Origin of the sequence: Acinetobacter sp. VT 511, from assembly GCF_001077515.1 — a bacterium.
Lineage (GTDB): Bacteria > Pseudomonadota > Gammaproteobacteria > Pseudomonadales > Moraxellaceae > Acinetobacter > Acinetobacter schindleri.
The window spans coordinates 88,526-107,212 of the sequence record NZ_LFRE01000081.1 but is presented as its reverse complement, the minus strand read 5'-3'; the positions used below and the strand labels follow the sequence as shown (position 1 = coordinate 107,212).

The 18,687-nt window shown below is 43.5% G+C and carries 18 protein-coding genes and 1 pseudogene; 12 read left to right on the top strand and 7 right to left on the bottom strand.

The features are described 5' to 3' along the window. Positions 1 to 255: 255 nt before the first annotated feature. Together ACS72_RS12670 and lon are read left to right on the top strand one after the other, a co-directional pair. A complete protein-coding gene (locus ACS72_RS12670; RefSeq protein ID WP_048882315.1) occupies positions 256 to 846 on the top strand; it encodes a 5-formyltetrahydrofolate cyclo-ligase in 591 nt (196 codons plus the stop codon). Between the two features lie 142 nt (positions 847 to 988). Further along, positions 989 to 3,415, top strand: coding sequence for an endopeptidase La (lon, locus tag ACS72_RS12665; protein ID WP_048882314.1), 2,427 nt, complete (start codon positions 989 to 991; stop codon positions 3,413 to 3,415). Positions 3,416 to 3,476: 61 nt separating this feature from the next. Here the strand turns inward: lon and ACS72_RS12660 are convergent, their stop codons facing one another. Then, positions 3,477 to 4,421, bottom strand: a complete 945-nt coding sequence (locus ACS72_RS12660; RefSeq protein WP_008301956.1) for a M28 family peptidase — start codon at positions 4,419 to 4,421, stop codon at positions 3,477 to 3,479. Between the two features lie 154 nt (positions 4,422 to 4,575). Between ACS72_RS12660 and rlmH the strand changes: the two genes are divergently transcribed. The 3 genes from rlmH (at position 4,576) to ACS72_RS12645 (ending at position 6,904) form a co-directional block, all read left to right on the top strand. Next, positions 4,576 to 5,058, top strand: coding sequence for a 23S rRNA (pseudouridine(1915)-N(3))-methyltransferase RlmH (rlmH, locus tag ACS72_RS12655; protein WP_017401572.1), 483 nt, complete (start codon positions 4,576 to 4,578; stop codon positions 5,056 to 5,058). Positions 5,059 to 5,171: 113 nt separating this feature from the next. Then, on the top strand, positions 5,172 to 5,948 hold the full coding sequence (locus ACS72_RS12650) for a dioxygenase (protein ID WP_008301951.1): 777 nt from the start codon (positions 5,172 to 5,174) through the stop codon (positions 5,946 to 5,948). A gap of 185 nt (positions 5,949 to 6,133) precedes the next feature. Then, positions 6,134 to 6,904 (top strand): META and DUF4377 domain-containing protein, encoded by a 771-nt coding sequence (locus tag ACS72_RS12645; protein ID WP_034424213.1) that lies wholly within the window; start codon positions 6,134 to 6,136, stop codon positions 6,902 to 6,904. 72 nt (positions 6,905 to 6,976) lie between these two features. On the opposite strand, the gene gdhA is transcribed toward ACS72_RS12645, so the two are convergent. Next, the gene (gdhA, locus tag ACS72_RS12640; protein ID WP_004810752.1) at positions 6,977 to 8,320 is read right to left on the bottom strand and encodes an NADP-specific glutamate dehydrogenase; all 1,344 of its coding nucleotides are present in this window, start codon (positions 8,318 to 8,320) and stop codon (positions 6,977 to 6,979) included. A 347-nt stretch (positions 8,321 to 8,667) separates the two neighbouring features. Between gdhA and ACS72_RS12635 the strand changes: the two genes are divergently transcribed. Together ACS72_RS12635 and nth are read left to right on the top strand one after the other, a co-directional pair. Then, a complete protein-coding gene (locus tag ACS72_RS12635; protein WP_004810753.1) occupies positions 8,668 to 9,459 on the top strand; it encodes an RnfABCDGE type electron transport complex subunit B in 792 nt (263 codons plus the stop codon). 4 nt (positions 9,460 to 9,463) lie between these two features. Beyond that, entirely contained in the window at positions 9,464 to 10,168 is a 705-nt protein-coding gene (gene nth, locus ACS72_RS12630) for an endonuclease III (protein WP_004810755.1), read from the top strand. Between the two features lie 65 nt (positions 10,169 to 10,233). Here the strand turns inward: nth and ACS72_RS12625 are convergent, their stop codons facing one another. The 4 genes from ACS72_RS12625 to ACS72_RS12610 all read right to left on the bottom strand — a co-directional run bounded on the left by ACS72_RS12625 (position 10,234) and on the right by ACS72_RS12610 (position 13,178). Next, positions 10,234 to 10,446: a hypothetical protein gene (locus ACS72_RS12625; protein ID WP_004810756.1), complete on the bottom strand. Its 213-nt coding sequence runs from the start codon at positions 10,444 to 10,446 to the stop codon at positions 10,234 to 10,236. 86 nt (positions 10,447 to 10,532) lie between these two features. After that, entirely contained in the window at positions 10,533 to 11,192 is a 660-nt protein-coding gene (adk, locus tag ACS72_RS12620; RefSeq protein WP_048882313.1) for an adenylate kinase, read from the bottom strand. An 84-nt stretch (positions 11,193 to 11,276) separates the two neighbouring features. Continuing rightward, positions 11,277 to 12,593 (bottom strand): membrane protein, encoded by a 1,317-nt coding sequence (locus ACS72_RS12615; RefSeq protein ID WP_048882312.1) that lies wholly within the window; start codon positions 12,591 to 12,593, stop codon positions 11,277 to 11,279. A gap of 66 nt (positions 12,594 to 12,659) precedes the next feature. Beyond that, positions 12,660 to 13,178 (bottom strand): hypothetical protein, encoded by a 519-nt coding sequence (locus tag ACS72_RS12610; protein ID WP_004810763.1) that lies wholly within the window; start codon positions 13,176 to 13,178, stop codon positions 12,660 to 12,662. A gap of 240 nt (positions 13,179 to 13,418) precedes the next feature. Here ACS72_RS12610 and mrdA point away from each other — a divergent pair, with 240 nt between their 5' ends. Then, positions 13,419 to 15,467, top strand: a complete 2,049-nt coding sequence (gene mrdA, locus ACS72_RS12605) for a penicillin-binding protein 2 (protein WP_048882311.1) — start codon at positions 13,419 to 13,421, stop codon at positions 15,465 to 15,467. A 3-nt stretch (positions 15,468 to 15,470) separates the two neighbouring features. Continuing rightward, on the top strand, positions 15,471 to 16,022 hold the full coding sequence (gene rsmD / locus ACS72_RS12600; protein ID WP_004810767.1) for a 16S rRNA (guanine(966)-N(2))-methyltransferase RsmD: 552 nt from the start codon (positions 15,471 to 15,473) through the stop codon (positions 16,020 to 16,022). A gap of 85 nt (positions 16,023 to 16,107) precedes the next feature. On the opposite strand, the gene ACS72_RS12595 is transcribed toward rsmD, so the two are convergent. After that, a complete protein-coding gene (locus tag ACS72_RS12595; protein WP_004810769.1) occupies positions 16,108 to 16,311 on the bottom strand; it encodes a hypothetical protein in 204 nt (67 codons plus the stop codon). Between the two features lie 246 nt (positions 16,312 to 16,557). Between ACS72_RS12595 and ACS72_RS12590 the strand changes: the two are divergent. The 3 genes and pseudogenes from ACS72_RS12590 to ACS72_RS12580 all read left to right on the top strand — a co-directional run bounded on the left by ACS72_RS12590 (position 16,558) and on the right by ACS72_RS12580 (position 18,620). Further along, positions 16,558 to 17,294 (top strand): annotated as a pseudogene (locus ACS72_RS12590) (sulfite exporter TauE/SafE family protein). Positions 17,295 to 17,386: 92 nt separating this feature from the next. After that, complete coding sequence (locus ACS72_RS12585; RefSeq protein ID WP_004810773.1) at positions 17,387 to 18,148, top strand: 3-oxoacyl-ACP reductase; 762 nt, start codon at positions 17,387 to 17,389, stop codon at positions 18,146 to 18,148. Between the two features lie 151 nt (positions 18,149 to 18,299). After that, the gene (locus ACS72_RS12580) at positions 18,300 to 18,620 is read left to right on the top strand and encodes a hypothetical protein (RefSeq protein ID WP_004810776.1); all 321 of its coding nucleotides are present in this window, start codon (positions 18,300 to 18,302) and stop codon (positions 18,618 to 18,620) included. Positions 18,621 to 18,687: the final 67 nt, after the last annotated feature.

The following is an 18,687-nucleotide window of genomic DNA, read 5'->3' as shown; positions in this document are numbered from 1 at the left end:
GAGCGATTGCAACCCGATTTGATAAGCTTGCACGAAATTACCAGTCTATGATTTACATTGCTTGCATGTTTATTTGGTGTAAAGCCAAATGAGGACACGCCCTAATAAAATATTTTTCAATATCTGAATAGCTGTGTAAATTCTTAGTCATCACCTGCTTTTACTCAAAATTTATCTTCTTTAGGTCTTCTTTTTTACTTTTTGCTTTTCCTGCCTTAGACTTATGCTCAGCACCATCTAAAGTTCAGATAATTTATGTATACGACCGTTCAGGAACTTCGAAAAAAAATCCGCCAAGCCCGTCGTCGCATTTCCCGATTTGAACAAAAAAAATCTGCCCAGCAAGTGCTAAATCTGCTTAGATCAAATCCTCAATTTATTCACTCACAGCATGTCGGTCTTTACTTAGATGCTTTTGGTGAAATTCGCACTCAGCAAATTATTGAATATTGTTTCTCTGTCGATAAAAAAGTCTATTTGCCAGTGATCTGTAACATGAATCAGCGATTAGAATGGGTACGGATTAACAAACACCTATACCGAAACAAGCGTTTTTTCCATCATCGTTTAGGCATGCGTGAACCTATGCAAAGTCGTGGTTTGCATGTATCAAAACTTGATTTATTAATTATGCCGTTATTGATCTGTGACTATCGAGGTACCCGGATCGGAATGGGTGGTGGGTATTATGACCGTACCTTGGCGACAGCGTATAAGAAACCCTATCGTCTTGGTTTGGCACATGATTTACAGCTTGTAGAAACATCATTACCCCGGGAAAAATGGGATCAGCCTGTAGATGCACTTTTAACTCCTACACGCTTGCTACATTTTAAGCGTTTGTAAATCAATTCATTGACTAAGTTACTTTTAAATCAAATAATTAGTCAATAATTATACAATTTCATCTGAACGACCCTTGTAATTTTAAAAATACCCATCACTATAAAATACATGGCAACATCGTTGTCACTCATTAGGAGTGCCCATGTCTGAAATTATTATGAATGAAGAAAGCTTTGAGCCTCAGGTTCCAAGTGTATTACCACTTTTAGCGTTACGTGATGTAGTGGTATATCCACACATGCAAATCGCGCTATTTGTCGGTCGTGAAAAATCGATCAATGCAGTTGATGTGGCTCGTAACAGTGACAATCTGGTATTTGTGGTTGCGCAAAAAGATTCGCTTACAGAAGAAATTGATCACGACAACTTATATCAATACGGTACTGTCGCGAAGATTGTGCAGGTTGTGAATCATGAAAATGATGAAAACTGTATCAAGGTACTCATCGAAGGCCTTTATCGTGCCAAATTAACTAAAATCATTGATGACACTGATTATCTGACTGCTGAACATGAGCTTAGTCCGATCACTGTCAAGATGGACAATGACACTCAGGATACCCGTGTAGAGGAACTGCGTGCGTTATTTGCCCAGTATGCAGAAGCGAAGTTACGTAATGCACGTGAACTGATTGCAGCTGCAAATAAAATTGAAGACTTGCTTCAGTTATTGTTCTTCGTGGCAACTCGAGTGCCGCTGAACATCGAAATCAAGCAAAAATTCCTTGAGCACGATGAGTTTGAAGCGCATCTGGCTGAACTAATGACTTATTTACTGCAACAGTCTGAAGAACAGCAGATTGAGCAAACCCTGCATGATTCAGTCAAACGCCAAATGGAAAAGAATCAGCGTGAATATTTCCTGAATGAAAAAATGAAGGTGATTCAACGCGAACTTTCTGACCTGAATGGTGGTGCAGAAGATGATGTCGCTGAGATTGAAAAACGTCTGGCTGAAGCAGACCTGCCTGAGCACGTACGTAAAAAAGCGGAAGCTGAGTTCCGCAAGCTGAAAGCCATGCAACCTGCATCAAGTGAAGCTGCGGTTGTTCGCAACTATCTTGAAGTGATCCTAGATACACCTTGGAACAAAGCGAGCAAAGTCAGCATTAACCTGAACAAGGCTCAGGAAATTCTGGATGCTGATCATTATGGTCTGGATGATGTCAAAGATCGTATTGTGGAATATCTGGCAGTTCAGTCACGTGTGAAAAAACTGCGTGGCCCGATTCTATGTCTAGTAGGTCCTCCGGGTGTAGGTAAAACCTCTCTGGGTGAATCTGTTGCCAAAGCAACTGGTCGTGAATTCGTGCGTATGGCCCTAGGTGGTGTACGTGATGAAGCTGAGATCCGTGGTCACCGTCGTACTTATATCGGTGCGATGCCAGGTAAAATTGTGCAGTCTTTAACCAAAGTTGGTGTAAAAAACCCACTGTTCTTGCTTGATGAAATCGACAAGATGGCTCAGGACTACCGTGGTGACCCTGCTTCTGCACTGCTTGAAGTACTAGATCCATCACAAAACAGTAAGTTCAACGATCATTACCTGGATCTGGATCTGGATCTGTCTGAAGTGATGTTCATCTGTACTGCGAACAGCATGAATATTCCGGAAGCTTTGCTTGACCGTATGGAAGTGATTCGTCTACCGGGTTATACCGAAGATGAAAAAGTCAATATTGCTGAACGCTATCTTGTTCCGAAAGCAATCAAGAACAATGGTTTACGCAGCAAAGAATTGACCATTCATGAAGAGGCGATTCGCGACATCGTACAGCGTTATACCCGCGAAGCTGGTGTGCGTAGCCTGGAACGTGAAGTTTCTAAAATTGCCCGTAAGGTAGTTAAAGAAGCGGTGAGCAAGAAAGCGAAAAATCTTCAGCTTGAAGTGAATTCGAACAACTTGCCAGAGTACCTGGGTCCTCACAAATTCGATTTCGGCATGGCTGAAGAAGAACCAGAAGTGGGTCGCGTAAATGGTCTGGCTTGGACTTCGGTTGGTGGTGAGTTACTGACAATTGAAGTAGCAGCGGTTCCGGGTAAAGGTAAATTCATTACTACCGGTTCTCTCGGTGATGTGATGAAAGAATCGATTACCGCCGCGATGACCGTAGTACGTACGCGTGCAGCTGAATTGGGTATCGAAGCTTCCCGCTTTGAAGAAACCGATGTACACGTACATTTACCTGAAGGTGCGACACCGAAAGACGGTCCATCTGCTGGTCTGGCACTAACCACTGCTCTCGTGTCTGCATTCACAGGTATTACGATTCGTCCTGATATCGCGATGACCGGTGAAACCAGCTTACGTGGTCGTGCGATGCGTATCGGTGGTCTGAAGGAAAAACTGCTTGCTGCTCACCGTGGTGGGATCAAGCTGGTATTCATTCCGCAAGACAACGTACGTGACTTGGCTGAAATTCCTGAAAATGTGAAAGAAGGTCTGGAAATCAAAGCCGTGAAATCAATCGATGAGATTTTACCATTGGCACTTACCTCTATGCCGAAAGCATTGGTAAAAACCCCAATTGTAAAAGCGACTGATGAATCTAAAGCCGCACGTCACTAAGTGATCTGCTCATAAAAAAAACCTGCTCCGGCAGGTTTTTTTTATTATCTCTACCTAAATTTTATGGATTTAGAACGGTTTGCATCAATCCGTCTACCACATAAGTCATTTTTTTCAGATCCAGTTTATCTAGAGTGTCCTGCTCAGTGTTGTAATAAGGATAACGGTAATGAGCTGTGTCACTGATCAGTACAGTTGGAAAATTCTGCTTGGCATAACTGAGATAGCCCGAATAATCCAGTCCCTGCATAAAAGTAGGAATAATAAAACGTTCACACTCTAAACGCTGACGCGTCTGCATAGCTTCGCAAAATCTTCCTGTAAGTCCTACTGAACTTAGATGTCCAATACTGGCAATATAATTGGCATGCCGAGGATAAAACCATTTTAGAGTTGTCGGATAGCTCTGTACCAGATTTTCATCATAGTAACCAATAGAGTCCAGTACAAAGACGCCACGTATTTTCTGCTTTTGCTTTCTCAATGCCTTGGCATGGATCGCACTGCCCATATGCTCTGTGTTGAGATACGGCGGTTCTTCCAGACCATAGAAAACAAACTCGATATTATTTTTCAGTTTATTTTTTTGCAGGGCCAACAATCGTGCAGCTTCCACCACTCCTACGACGCCAGAAGCATTATTATTCGCACCGAGATGATTGGCAAAAACATCATAGTGAGCACCAATGACGATTTTATCTTTGGCTTTTACATTGAGCTGACAAACCAGATTGCGATAGCCCTGACTATTCACAATATAGCTTTGAAACTGGCACGGAATACCAAAGCGTCGCATCTGCTCTTTCAACCAACCGGATACCCGGTTCAGTTCAGCCGTATTCTTGTGATTTCTAAATTCATCCACATTCAGGATCTGGCTAAAGTAAAGCTCGAGATTTTTGACTTGAGCGTTGGCTGGATTGGCCCAGGCCCAACTCGGGAAGATTAAAGACAGACTGATCAGCAAACCCAGATAACTTTTTCTTAAAATGGCTACAATCCGCATTTGTTATTATTTCCATGACATGATCAAGCAGAAACTTGAACTCTGGATATTTATGCAGCAGTGCTTTTTCTAATTCAATTTCAATTTGTTTCTATACTCAACTTCATGTTGTTTCATCGTTATAATGAGCACTTCTGAACTACACGATGTCTGTATGAAAATCCGTATTCTGACCATTGGTCAAAAAATGCCAGCTTGGGTGCTCACTGGTTTTGAAGATTATTTCAAGCGCATACAGCCATTTGTTCAAACACAAATCATTGAATTACCGATGGCGAAACGTGGCAAGAATGATTCAGAAGCCGACATCCTGAAATATCGTAATATCGAAGGCGATAGTATCCTGAATGCATTAAAGCCAAATGAAACCCTGATTGCACTTGAAGTCGGCGGCCGTGAATTCAGTACCGAAAAACTGGCTGAAACCATGAAAGGCTGGATGCTGGAAGGTAATGATGTGGCTTTAGCCATTGGTGGGCCGGATGGTCACTCTGAAGCGGTACGTAAGGCAGCTGCATGGCACTGGTCACTATCCAAACTGACCTTGCCGCATCCTCTGGTTCGTGTCATGCTGATTGAACAGTTGTACCGTGCCATGAGCATTAATCATAATCACCCTTATCACCGTGCGGGTTAAGGTGAGAATTGGCTATTGTTCTATTTCCGCAACGAATTGTTGAACAATCTCCCCTCCTTACTTCGCTTGCTTTCATGCATTATTGAAGACATCTTCCAGATGTGGCTTGAACTATGAACTTACAAACGCTTCCCGGCCTGTTTATCTCCCATGGCTCTCCAATGCTTGCCCTGAATCCCGAACAGGTAGGTCCGGCACTGGAGCGTTTAAATGTCAATTTGCCACGTCCAGAGGCAATCATTGTAATGTCTGCCCACTGGGAAAGTAATGCACTGGAAGTAAATACCGGTATTCGTCCAGAAACCTGGCATGATTTCCGTGGCTTCCCGCCTCAACTGTATCAACTACGTTATCCTGCGCCGGGTCAACCAGAACTGGCTGAACAGATTCTCGGCTTCCTGTCTGAAGCTGGCTTTAGCGCCTATGCCAATAATTCACGCCCGCGTGATCATGGCGTGTGGATGCCACTGCTACATATGTATCCGGATGCAGATATTCCGGTGATAGAAATTTCCCTGCCCATCAACATGACTGCACATGACATTTATAAAATTGGTCAAACGCTGGCACACCTGCGTGAGCAGCAGGTCCTATTGATTGGTTCAGGCAGTATCACGCATAACCTGCGAGAGCTGGATCGTACTGGACTATCCAATATTGTTCCAGAATGGGCCTCGACCTTCCGCAATTATGTGGTAAGCAAACTCGCTCATAGTGACTATGAAGCAGTATTGGATTGGCCAAGTATTCCTTACCTGGAACGTAATCACCCGACCCTGGAACACTTTGCACCGATTTTCTTTGCAATGGGAACTGGTACCCGTTTTAGTCTGGTGCATAGCAGCTTTAGCATGGGTTCACTGGGTATGGATATCTATCGTTTTGATTAGGATTTAAAGGCTCTATCTGAGCCTTTTTTCTTAGGCCTAAGAAAAATCTTCCTGTCTTATTTTACTCATCATTCAATTTTCATGGATACATTTTGCTACCTAAAGCTTCAGAATGTATCCATATCTTTTAAAAATGAATCGTTTAAGCTTAAGTCTGATTTATTTGCTTCATGACTATTCCATCAATGAAATTAAAATACTTAATTATTGCATTATTCCCTTTAACCCTTGCAGCTTGTCAGTCCAATGATGTCCAAAAAGTAGGAGATCTTGCCGTGTCCGTATTACAGCAACAAAATGCCGCCAATACTTTGAGTGCTTATGAATGGCACATTGATACTGGTGCAAAAGAACATATGGTACTGAGCTTCCATGATGAGAATCGTTTTAGTGTCACTACCAGCTGCAATAGCTTGGGTGGTAGCTGGAAAATCTCTGAGGGTCAGCTGGAAACTGGCACCCTAATCTCAACCATGAAAGCGTGTGATACCAATGCCATGCAACAGGAAAAGCTGGCAGGTGAAATTTTTAATGATGCCCGTATTCCATTTAGCTTAAATACCAGTGATGCTCAAAATCCGGTTTTGACTCTGACCGTAAACGGAAAGGCTTACGTCTTCACAGGGAAGATGACGCCAGAAGCCCGTTATAATGGTCAGGCTGATATCATTTTCCTGGAAATTTCTCCTGAAACCAAAGCTTGTACCGGTGTAGCACAGCAAACCTGCCTTCAGGTGCGCGAAGTCAAATACAATGAGCAGGGCTTAAAAACTCAGGTCGATAAAGATTGGAACCTGTTCTATGACCAAATCGAAGGCTTCCAGCATACGCCAAATGAGCGTCAGGTAATTCGCGTAAAACGCTTTGAAATCAAGAATCCGGCAGCAGATCAGTCTAAATATGCTTATATATTTGATATGGCCGTCGAGCGTGAAGCAGTAAAAGGCTCGCTATAAAATATTTTTATAACAGAGACAAAAAACCGAGGCGATGGCCTCGGTTTTTTTAAAGCTTAAACTAAGTCAGACTTAGAATACGCCTTGAGCAAGCATTGCATCAGCAACTTTTACGAAGCCCGCAATGTTTGCACCGTCAACATAGTTCACAGTACCGTCTTCTTTAGTACCGAATTTCACACAGTTACGGTGAATTTCTTTCATGATTGCATGAAGACGTTCATCAACTTCTTCGAAAGTCCAGCCAAGACGCAATGCATTTTGAGACATTTCAAGACCAGAAGTTGCCACACCACCTGCATTCGATGCTTTACCTGGAGCGTAAAGGATTTTCGCTTCAACGAATTTCTCTACAGCACCTAGAGTAGATGGCATGTTTGCACCTTCAGCAACACAGATTGCACCGTTTGCAAGAAGTTTAGCAGCATCATCAGCATCTAATTCGTTTTGAGTTGCACATGGAAGCGCGATATCACACTTAATACCCCAAGGACGTTGACCTTCAAGGTACTCAAAACCGTGTTTGGACGCGAATTCAGAAATACGGCCACGTTTAACGTTTTTCAGTTCCATCACTTCAGCAAGAAGTTCATCAGTGAAACCGTCTTTAACATAAACAGTTCCCGCAGAGTCAGATAGAGAAACGACCTTAGCACCTAAGAACATTGCTTTTTCAGCAGCGTACTGCGCAACGTTACCCGAACCAGAAATGGTCACGACTTTATCTTTGAAGCTATCGCCACGAGTTTTCAGCATTTCCTCAGCGAAATACACAGTACCGTAACCAGTTGCTTCAGGACGAGCCAATGAACCACCGAAAGACAAGCCTTTACCAGTGAATACGCATGAAGTGTCATTGCTGAGCTTCTTCATCATACCCGCCATATAACCTACTTCACGGCCGCCTACACCAATGTCACCCGCAGGAATATCAGTATTAGAACCAAGGTGACGGTAAAGCTCGATAATTAACGCTTGGCAGAAACGCATGATTTCGCCTTCTGACTTGCCTTTAGGATCAAAGTCAGAACCACCTTTACCACCGCCCATAGGCAAAGTAGTCAAAGCATTTTTAAACGTTTGTTCAAAGCCCAGGAATTTCAGAATTGAAAGGTTCACAGATGGGTGGAAACGCATACCACCTTTAAATGGACCAATCGCTGAGTTGTACTGTACGCGGAACGCACGGTTTACTTGAGTTTGACCTTGGTCATCTACCCAAGAAACGCGGAACTGGATCGCACGCTCTGGTTCAACTAGACGTTCTAGTAAACCGTGAGCTGCATATTGTGGGTTCTTTTGAATGAACGGCCACAAGCTTGTCATCACTTCTTCTACAGCTTGAAGAAATTCTGGTTGATGTGCATCACGTGTTTTAACGTAATCTAGGAACTCATTAAGTGTGTTGTATTTCAACGCTTAATCCTCAGCAGAAAATGGATCAAAATTGGTCAAATTTACAATCGATGTTAAATTTTGGCGCAAAATATTAAATATCTTTTGTAACCAATCCACAATAGTTTTTTTGAAAAAATATGAAAATTAATTTTATAACAGTTATTTATATTTATTATGAATTAAATTTTTAGATAGCAAAATATCAGTGGAATCAAAGTCTAAATTCTTATTTATGCATGATAATAATGCATATTGGTTACCTTAATTGTGCACAAACAAGCTGATCAAAATATGCTAAAATTTGTAATTCTGACATATTTTGTTTCACCTCCTGAAATGCTCACTGTGAGCGGCTTTGAAATATCATGAATTCGCAGATTTCCCTCATCCAATCCATTGATGCGTTATTGCCACAGACCCAATGCGGTTTGTGTGGTCATCGTGATGGCTGCCTACCCTACGCCCAGTCCATTGCTGAGGGAGAAGAAGCCAACAAATGTGTACCCGGTGGACAGCCAGTGGCAGATGCCCTCGCCAGATTGTTAAATCGTCCTAAACTTAGGGCTGAGCCAAGTGTCTGGCCCATTCAGGCTGATGGGCGTCCTCAGCGCATGAAGGCAGTGATTCGTGAAGATGAATGCATTGGCTGTACCAAATGCATTAGTGCCTGCCCGGTCGATGCCATTATTGGCTCAGGAAAACTGATGCATACGGTACTGACAGATTTGTGTACTGGCTGCGAACTGTGTATTCCCCCCTGCCCGGTCGACTGTATTGATCTGGTGGAAGATACCCATCCACTCATGTCAGATGAACAGCATGTGCAAGAACAGAATGATCTGCGCCAACGTTACTATGCACATATCCAACGTGAGGAAAAACGCCGCATTGACCGTAAAGGTCCTGTGGTACGTGCTGAAATCAATACCGAACTATTTGCCGAGTTCTCTGCACAAAGTCAAAATGTACCCGTGATTGAAGTGGTGGAAAAGCCAAATGAGGATGGATTGATTCAAGACGCCAAAACTACGATTAAGCTGGCCAAACTGCGTACCCAGATCAAGAAACTTGAGAAACAGCTGTCTGTCCGCGAAGATACAGGTAAACGCACTCAGCTTGCCGAACTAATGCAGCAATTACAGGATTTACAGGGATAAGATAATGACAAGCATGAGCGGCAAACCTGTAAAGAACATGACCAGAAAACAGATTCAGACTTTTTTTGAACGCTTACGTGAACAACGTCCGAATCCAAAAACTGAACTGAATTATTCTAATCCTTTCGAATTACTGGTCGCAGTGACACTCTCGGCACAAGCAACTGATGTCAGCGTCAACAAGGCGACTGACAAGCTATTTCCTGTTGCAAATACGCCAGAAGCGATTTATGCCCTTGGCGTGGATGGGCTGAAGGAATATATCAAAACCATCGGGCTTTATAACTCCAAGGCAGAAAACGTGATTAAAGCCTGTGAGATGCTGATCAAGAAACATAACAGCGTGGTACCGGATAATCGTGCTGATCTGGAAGCTTTACCAGGCGTAGGTCGTAAAACTGCAAATGTGGTACTGAATACTGCCTTTGGCCAACCGACAATGGCGGTCGATACCCATATTTTCCGGGTGGGTAACCGGACTGGCTTGGCTGTGGGTAAAAATGTGCTTGAGGTTGAACATCGTCTGGTTAAGGTGATTCCCAAAGAATTTATTATTGATTCGCATCATTGGCTGATTTTGCATGGGCGTTATTGCTGTATTGCACGCAAACCAAAATGTCATGAATGTGTGGTCGCTGATGTCTGTAACTGGCCGGACCGTTTCGACTTTGGCGCACTCAAACCAATTGCAGTTAAAAATATTGACTGATCCCTTAAATAAAAAAGCTGAACTCTGGTTCAGCTTTTTTTGTCTCGTTCAGCAAATAAGAATGCTTATTTTTGCTTTTCCTCTAACTGCTGCTGCATTTTCTTGCGCTGCTCTAATTCAGCCTGTAATTTCGGGTGCAATTGTCGCTCTGGGGTTTTGCCTCTATTTTCGATTTTTTCCTGTTTCTGCACTTTTTTTAGCATTCGGTAGCTCATGACCAGAAGGCCTGCTAGAACAACCAAGAACACCACCATGAGCAATAACAAACCAATTTTCACAGTCGCAATTCCTTTAAAGACGCAGAAATAAAAAGAGCCCTAATATGACTTAGGGCTCCCTGAATGTCAAAATTATCGTGAAATGATTATTTTGACTGATCCAGAATCGCGAACAGATCCGCTTGAACTTGTTCAATTGGACGTAGACCGTTCAATTTGTCATAAGTTGGTGCATTTTCACCTGATGCAGCACGGCTTTGATAGAAGCCAACCAGCTGTTCAGTTTCAGTATGGTAAGAACCTAAACGCTTACGAATAGTTTCTTCCTGGTCATCAGGGCGTTGAACCAGATCTTCACCAGTTTCATCATCTTTACCTTCCACTTTTGGTGGGTTGTAAACAATGTGGTAAACACGACCAGAAGCCGGGTGCTGACGGCGGCCAGAAAGACGTTGCACGATTTCTTCGTCCGGTACATCAATTTCAATCACGTGATCGATGTTGATGCCTTCGTTTTCAAGTGCTTCAGCTTGTGGAATAGTACGCGGGAAGCCATCAAAGATGCAGCCATTTACACAGTCAGGCTGTGCAATACGTTCTTTAACCAGACCGATGATCAACTCATCAGAAACCAAACCGCCATTGTCCATGACGCTTTTAGCTTTTAAACCTAATTCAGTTCCTTCACGAATTGCAGCACGGAGCATATCACCGGTTGAAATTTGTGGGATATTGTAGCGCTTACAGATCAACTGAGCTTGTGTACCTTTACCTGCTCCAGGTGGTCCGAGTAAGATAATGCGCATATATAAACATCCTCATTTTTTAACAATGTATAGGACACCAAATGTCTGGACATCCCCAAAGGTATCCAGCATTTCAGCGTCTCGTTATAAGAAAGCCACAAACAAATGGATTAAACCCGCGACAAAGCCGGTTACTCCACCCAATACAATCAGAATCCACTCATCTTCCTGAAACGCAGGTCGTAAAAGATTCTGAAACTCCTTCGGTGTTAACTCGCGTATGCGGTCTCTAAACATTTGATAGATTTTCTGTGCACGGCTCGCATTAAACGCAGGGTCGCATACAGGCACCATCGTAATTTCAATTGAGCGATCGATCAAGTCTGTCTTGAGTTTTGCATACTCTCTTGGCCCCAAGGATAGCTGTAAAGAGGTGCGAACCAATGGAGTTTCCATAATTTCGTTAATGTGACGCTTGACGATCCGGCGGGTTTTTTCTTTCTTACCACCATACATCATTTCTGTCATGATCGATTTTAACGTAATCAGATCTTCTGTCACTACACTTGCGAAGACGTCAGAGACTTCTTCCTGACGTTTCATAAAAGCACCTTGTATGTTATAGGTGCCAATACGTGGAATAACCGGTTTGATCCATGGAAACTTGCGGCTCTGCGTGCGGGTGAAGAACTGCGGGTATTTCACATAGTGTGGTTCTATCGGATTGAAGACCATCCAGATGGCAATCCAGTTAGTCAGGAAGCCCCAGATAGCCGCCCAGAACGGTACGGTCCAGTGCCATGGCACCACAAACCAGACCACCATTTGGAACAGGCCAAAGAACATCCCGATCAGCGCACTGATATGCCAGATAAAGTTAATTTCTTTCTGTCCAACCTTCAGGAACATGCGTACCATCAGACGGCGGTCACCCTCCATTTGACTGACCACCATGTCACGCATATCCACAAGTGACTCGACGTTCATGGTCAGCTCAGTCACTAATTCGCGCAACACATCCGGCAACTGCTTGTGTGCTTGGGAATAAATACGGCGCTTGATGGAATACGGCAAGTTTTCCCATAAAACTGCATTACGGTCGATCATGACCTCATCAATCAGATGTTCAAGTTCGAAACCGACCTGTTCACCGATGATGCGTGCCATATCATCCGGGTCCATCGCCTGTAGAAATTCCTGGATCGATCCCAGTTTAGACAAGGTATTGTCTGTGATAATTCCTGAAATTCTTCCTGCTTTGCGTGGCACAATGCCCTGCCAGCCGACAGGCAATGGACCAATATGGAATCCCCAGAACGTGATTGGATAAAACACCATTTTCAGGGCCATCCATACGTGTGCCCAGGTAACGAATGCAGTGACAGGAATGATACTGAGCACGGCCCAGAAATCTGGACGCATCAGAAAGGCTTGCCACAACTCGTTAACGTACTCAAGCATGTATAACTTCCATATTTAATTCTTTGTTCACAGAATACAATTTTCTTATCAAGTCGAATATTTTCTCTATAAACCGATACTTAAAGTATAGGAGAATTGTAGTTGAGGTTCGATTTCGGCCACAACATGTCCACTTCGGCTTTTCATTTCCTCACCAGCACCGATTCCGACACTGAAGGTACTGATCCGTTCTGAACTCAGCATGACATAGGATAAATCCACCCCGCCACCCAGACGTGCTTCATATTCTCCATCTACTTTCTTACTCTGGATATGTCCGGCATAAGCCCCGACATAATACCCATTTTTATCTTTTCCTGTGAGGTGTGCCGGGTACCGAAAGCCAACTTGTGCACCAAATGGCTTGTCATCGTCCAGAAAAACACCACCTTTGACATATGTGATTCCATACGGATTCACCCACTCAGTATTCAGATGAATCATATTCCGGGTAAATCCTGCCCCCACATTCCAGGTACTTGCCTGACTATCGCTCAGTTTTGCTTCAGATCTATACGTAGAATCATCTGCATAAGCCGTATTTGCGATGAAAGCAAATGCCAGCAAAGGGTATAATTTATTCATTCCTTTTCACCAATATCCTTGATTCATTATAGTTTTAAGGTATCGTCCTTTTTTTATTCAATTTGGACTTTAGCAGAATTATCAACACAGTTGTATACAACTGCAGACAATTTTAATGTCTGCAAAGTCAACGTTTAGCAGATGGGTAGCCCACTCGTATTTCAATATCCAAACCAGGTCAGTTGGGTTAGAATAACGCACTTTCATTCCTATCCGTGTTCAGGTCTAAGTCGATCTCGTATGAAGCAGCATTTTCCATTAAAAAATGTACAGCAAGAAAAACGCATTTATCGCAATCGTGTGTTTTTCTCGATTGGCTTGGTCATCATCTGCATGCTGCTACTGATCAGCCGCTATGCCTATTTGCAGATTGTCAGCTTCGATGAGTTCAACACGGCTTCTGACCAGAACCGTATCCGCCTGCAACCACTTGCGCCTGCACGTGGCTATATCTATGACCGTAACGGCGTCCTTTTGGCAGATAACTATCCGGTATTTACCGCGACCTTAAGTCGTGCCGATGTTGAGGATATTGATGATACGATTAAGCGCCTGATCCCGATTCTGGAACTGAACGAAGAAGATATCGAGCGTTTTAATAGCCGGATTAAAACCGCAAAAAAAACAGAACGTGTTTCTATCAAACTGAATCTGACCGAAACCGATATTGCCCGCTTTAGTGAAATTAAGCACCTGTTCCCAGGGGTAAAAATTGATACCCAGATGACCCGTTACTATCCACATGGTGAATTGTTTGCACATGTGATTGGTTACGTGGGTCGTATTAATGACAAAGAATTAAAAAGTATTGATAAGGACCTTTACGCGGGTACCAACCTGATCGGGAAAATCGGGGTCGAAAAATCCTATGAGGAGCTACTCCACGGTGTTCCAGGAAATGAATCAGTCGAAGCAGATGCACATGGTAATGTGCTGCGTCATCTTGGACGTAAGGATCCAGTACGCGGGAATGACCTGTTTTTATCTTTAGATTATGGCCTGCAAATGGTTGCTTCCGAGCAACTGGCGGGACGTCGTGGCGCTATTGTTGCCATGGATCCAGGTACAGGGGAAATTTTAGCACTGGTTTCTAGCCCAAGTTTCAACCCGAACCTGTTTGTAACCGGAATCAGCACCAAAGATTATTCTTACTTACGTGATAACCTTGATCAGCCGTTGTATAACCGGGCGGTGCAAGGAACTTATCCTCCAGGTTCGACCATTAAACCGATGTTTGGCCTGGGTGGCCTTCATTATGGCCTGGTCGATTGGGATACAGCGATTTCCGATCCAGGTTATTTCACTTTGCCGGGTGATAGTCACCGTTTCCGCGACCACAAGAAAACTGGTCATGGTACTGTAAATCTGCATAAAGCCCAGGTGGTTTCCTGCGATACCTATTTCTATGTCATGTCCTATCGTATGGGTATTGAACAGATGAATGGCTGGATGCGTCAGTTTGGTTTTGGTGAAAAAACGGGGGTAGATTTACCAAGTGAAAGCTCTGGTCTGTACCCAAGTCCTGAATGGAAAATGCGTACCCGCAAATCTAAATGGTCACGTGGTGAAACGATTTCTGTGAGTATTGGTCAGGGTGCCTTTACAGCAACACCATTACAGCTAGCGATGGCAACAGCAATTACTGCCAACCATGGCAATAAAGTCGTACCGCATGTCCTGCGCGAAAGCCGTGGCGCCAAAGCATTTAAAGTCCATAATGGTACCCATGGCAAGATCGATTTTAATGGTAAAGAAGAAGACTGGTTCAAAATGCGCGACGCCATGGTTGATGTTATTCAGTCGGGTACGGGTCGCGGTATTAAAGGCGGCCTGCAATATAGTATTGCCGGTAAAACCGGCACAGCACAGGTAAAAAGTATTGCCCAGGGTAAACGTTACAATGAAGCCCTGCTAACTGATCGCCAGCTTGACCATGGTCTGTTTGTCGGTTTTGCTCCTGCAGAAAAACCTGAAATTGCCATTGCAGTCATTCTGGAGAATGGCCGCGGCGGTAGTGCCGCCACTGCACTCGCTCGTCCTATTTTTGATTACTGGTTACTGCATAAAAATAAGAATCCGGTACGCCCACTCAATCATCAATTAAGTGGGGGACTGATGACCGCCGGTATTAAACCTGGCGAGCTACCAAGTGGTGCAAGTATGCTTAGCCCTGATGCTGCGGCAACACCTAACAGCACGGATGCACCACAAACTTCCTCAAACGCAACATCGAATACATCTCGTTCGAGCTCATCTGCAAACTCTGCACCAGCTGTAGAAGGAGATTAATATATGAAAAATCAGCTACGAATTATTGGTGGTGACTGGAAACGCCGTCAGCTAGCCTTTGCCAGTATTGACGGTTTACGTCCCACCCCAGACCGTGTCCGTGAAACCCTGTTTAACTGGCTGATGTGGGATGTACAGAATGCCAAGGTGCTGGATATCTGTGCCGGTTCTGGTGCTTTGTCCTTTGAAGCACTTTCCCGCGGTGCGACTAGCGTGGTGATGATTGAACCGGATCGTACTCAGGCACAATTTCTGAACCAGAATCTGGAGCTGCTTCAAGTCACCAAAGCACGTGCACAACTGAAAGTAACCACGGCGCAACAGGCTTTGCAAACTTTGAAAGATCAATTTGATCTGGTCTTTTTAGACCCGCCTTACAGCTTGGACTTATGGACTTCTCTGGCTGAACTTGCTGATCCGCTAATCAAGCCTGAAGGCCTGATTTATGTCGAAGCAGATCGGGATTTAAATACTTTGCAGCTCCCCTCTTCTTGGCAACTGATTAAAAATACCAAAGCTGGGACAGTACGTGCAGGCTTATATCAGAAAAAGTAAATGAATATTTGCACAATAAATATTAAAAAAGGATTCCTGTATGGAATCCTTTTTTGTGAAATGTAAGTTATAAATAGCTGATCTCTTAACGGCGATCACGCCAGTCACGGTCTTCCCGATCACGTTTCCAGTCACGATGATCTCTATCTTTCCAGTCCCGGTCACCATGGTTACGGTCATAATGTCCATTACGGTCTCGATGGCCACGATAATCATCATCCCAAGGATCGACCATACAACCGGTTAAAGCCACTGCCAGCACAGATGACAGTAATATCATTTTTTTCATTTTCATCACCTCTTCCTTCCTGCACTCTGCCAGTATCAGGCGATTTCATGGAGAGTGCACGCAGCCATTGTTGCTCTCCTGTACCGATTTGTTTGCTTTTTATTCACCATCAAAACAATTCAACTATCTTCAAATAAATTATTTATCTGAAATTCGACTAAGCTGTGCACAAATACAGCTAAATATTAGCTTGGCTTTTTCAGCAATCTTTTGAATACTGCTGGCTTTATTTACTGACTGATCAGAATGACTTGGCTGTTATTTATTTTAGGCGCAATGATCGCAGGATTTGTACAAGGTCTTACCGGTTTTGCCTTCGCTTTAATTGCCATGTCATTTTGGGTATGGGTACTCAGTCCTCAAGTTGCTGCCCCCTCCTTGTGTTTGCTTCGATTTGGAGCCATGTCATTTCATTATCGAATGAAAAAAAGCATGTTCATTTGTATAAAGCACTTTACTTACCGTATTTAATTGCCGGACTGATCGGCGTCCCGCTCGGCACCTGGTTACTGAATATCATTGAGGCACATACTTTCCGTATCTTACTGGGTATGTTCCTCGTTATCTGGTGTCCACTCATGTTGTTGAATCCTCAGATCCGACTAATTCGACATTCAGGCAAAGCTGCAGATGCCAGTATCGGTTTGGTAGGTGGCATTTTAGGTGGCTTGGGGGGATTTTGTGGTTCCGTACCTTCTGCCTGGTTAATGCTCAAACAGCTCCCCAAAGATCAGCAGCGCTATATTTTACGTCATTTTAATTTCGCCATTCAGATGTTTACCTTGGCAGCCTATCTATATCAGGGCAATTTAAATCAGAGTCACTTGCCCTATATGGCTTTACTGATTCTTGCAGTCAGTATTCCTGCTATTTTGGGTACACGATTATTCCATCACATTTCAGAACTGCACTTTAAGCAAATTGTTCTTGGACTACTCTTCAGTTCAGGATGTTTCCTGCTGCTTAAAGAGTTGATCCATTAAACTGTTCCAAAAAGGCCAAAGCCTTGTCCTACTTTGCTTTCAGCCAGTTTACTGCTAAGGTAACTTGAATGATTTTTCTGTAGAAATGAGCTATGCAAATTCGTGATCAAATTGTACTTGTGACTGGCGGTGCACGTGGACTTGGCCTGGCAATTAGCCAGCTTCTGATTGAAGAAGGTGCACGTATAGTGGTGAACTATCTTAGTAGTAAAACGCAGGCTGAAGCTTTACAGAAGCAGTATCCCGATCAGGTATTTACCTATCAGGCAGACGTTACTCAAGTAGATCAGGTCAAAGCCCTGTTTACCGCAAGCAAAGCACATTTTGGTGAAGGCATTCATTCGGTTGTGAACAATGCCTTGGTACAGTTTGAATTTAATGGTGATAATCGTCCCAAGGTAGAAGATTTGTCTTGGGAGATGATGTCGCATCAATTCAGTGGTGCTGTTCAGGCTTGCCTCAATACGACTCAGGCGGCGCTAGAAGATATGAAACAGGCACATTTTGGCCGGATTGTGAATATCGGTACCAATCTGGTTCAAAATCCGGTGGTGCCTTATCATGACTATACGACTGCTAAAGCCGCGCTACTGGCATTTACCCGTACTACTGCGCAGGATCTTGGTCAATATGGAATTAATGTAAATATGCTTTCAGGCGGCCTATTACAAACCACAGATGCCAGCAAAGCCACACCTGATTTTGTGTTTGATCTGATTGCTCAGTCAACGCCATTACGCCGTGTCATTACCCCTGAAGAATTCGCGTCGGCAATCTTGATGTTCTTGTCTCCTTATTCACGCGCTGTCACGGGGCAAAACCTGATTGTAGATGGAGGCTTAGTCAAAGGTTAATCAACCTTAATACATGATCATAGAATCGTTCAATACTGAATCCGATTGTACGATGCCTCATATTTTAACCAACTGTTCAAAAAAAACGGTTTTGAAACTCGAAATACCTTTTAAAATATCGAAACCTTTCAAAACCGTTTGACTTCTCCCTATGAAAGCCTTAGCAGTATTGAGCCTGACTCTGCTACTGACAGCTTGTATGTCACATGATGCCCAAAAAGCCGAACACATTTTAAAACTCTTCCATTGTAAGGGTATTGAACCTTCACAAATGCAGCATAATAGTGTGACTCAATATTATGAGCATTCTCTGTATAGCTCAAAAAGCAAAGCAGAGGCTTATATAGAACAGTATAAAAATGGCGAGGAATCTTTTGAAATCTCGCTCTCTGAAATCGTGAATCAGCAATATGAACTATACAAATCGGCCTGTCAAAATCTGGGGGGCATTCCAGCCAAAGAAGCATTCTGATCTTTAAGGCAATATGAAATAAAATCTTAATGCTAAAAAAACAGGAGTATTCTCCTGTTTTTTCATT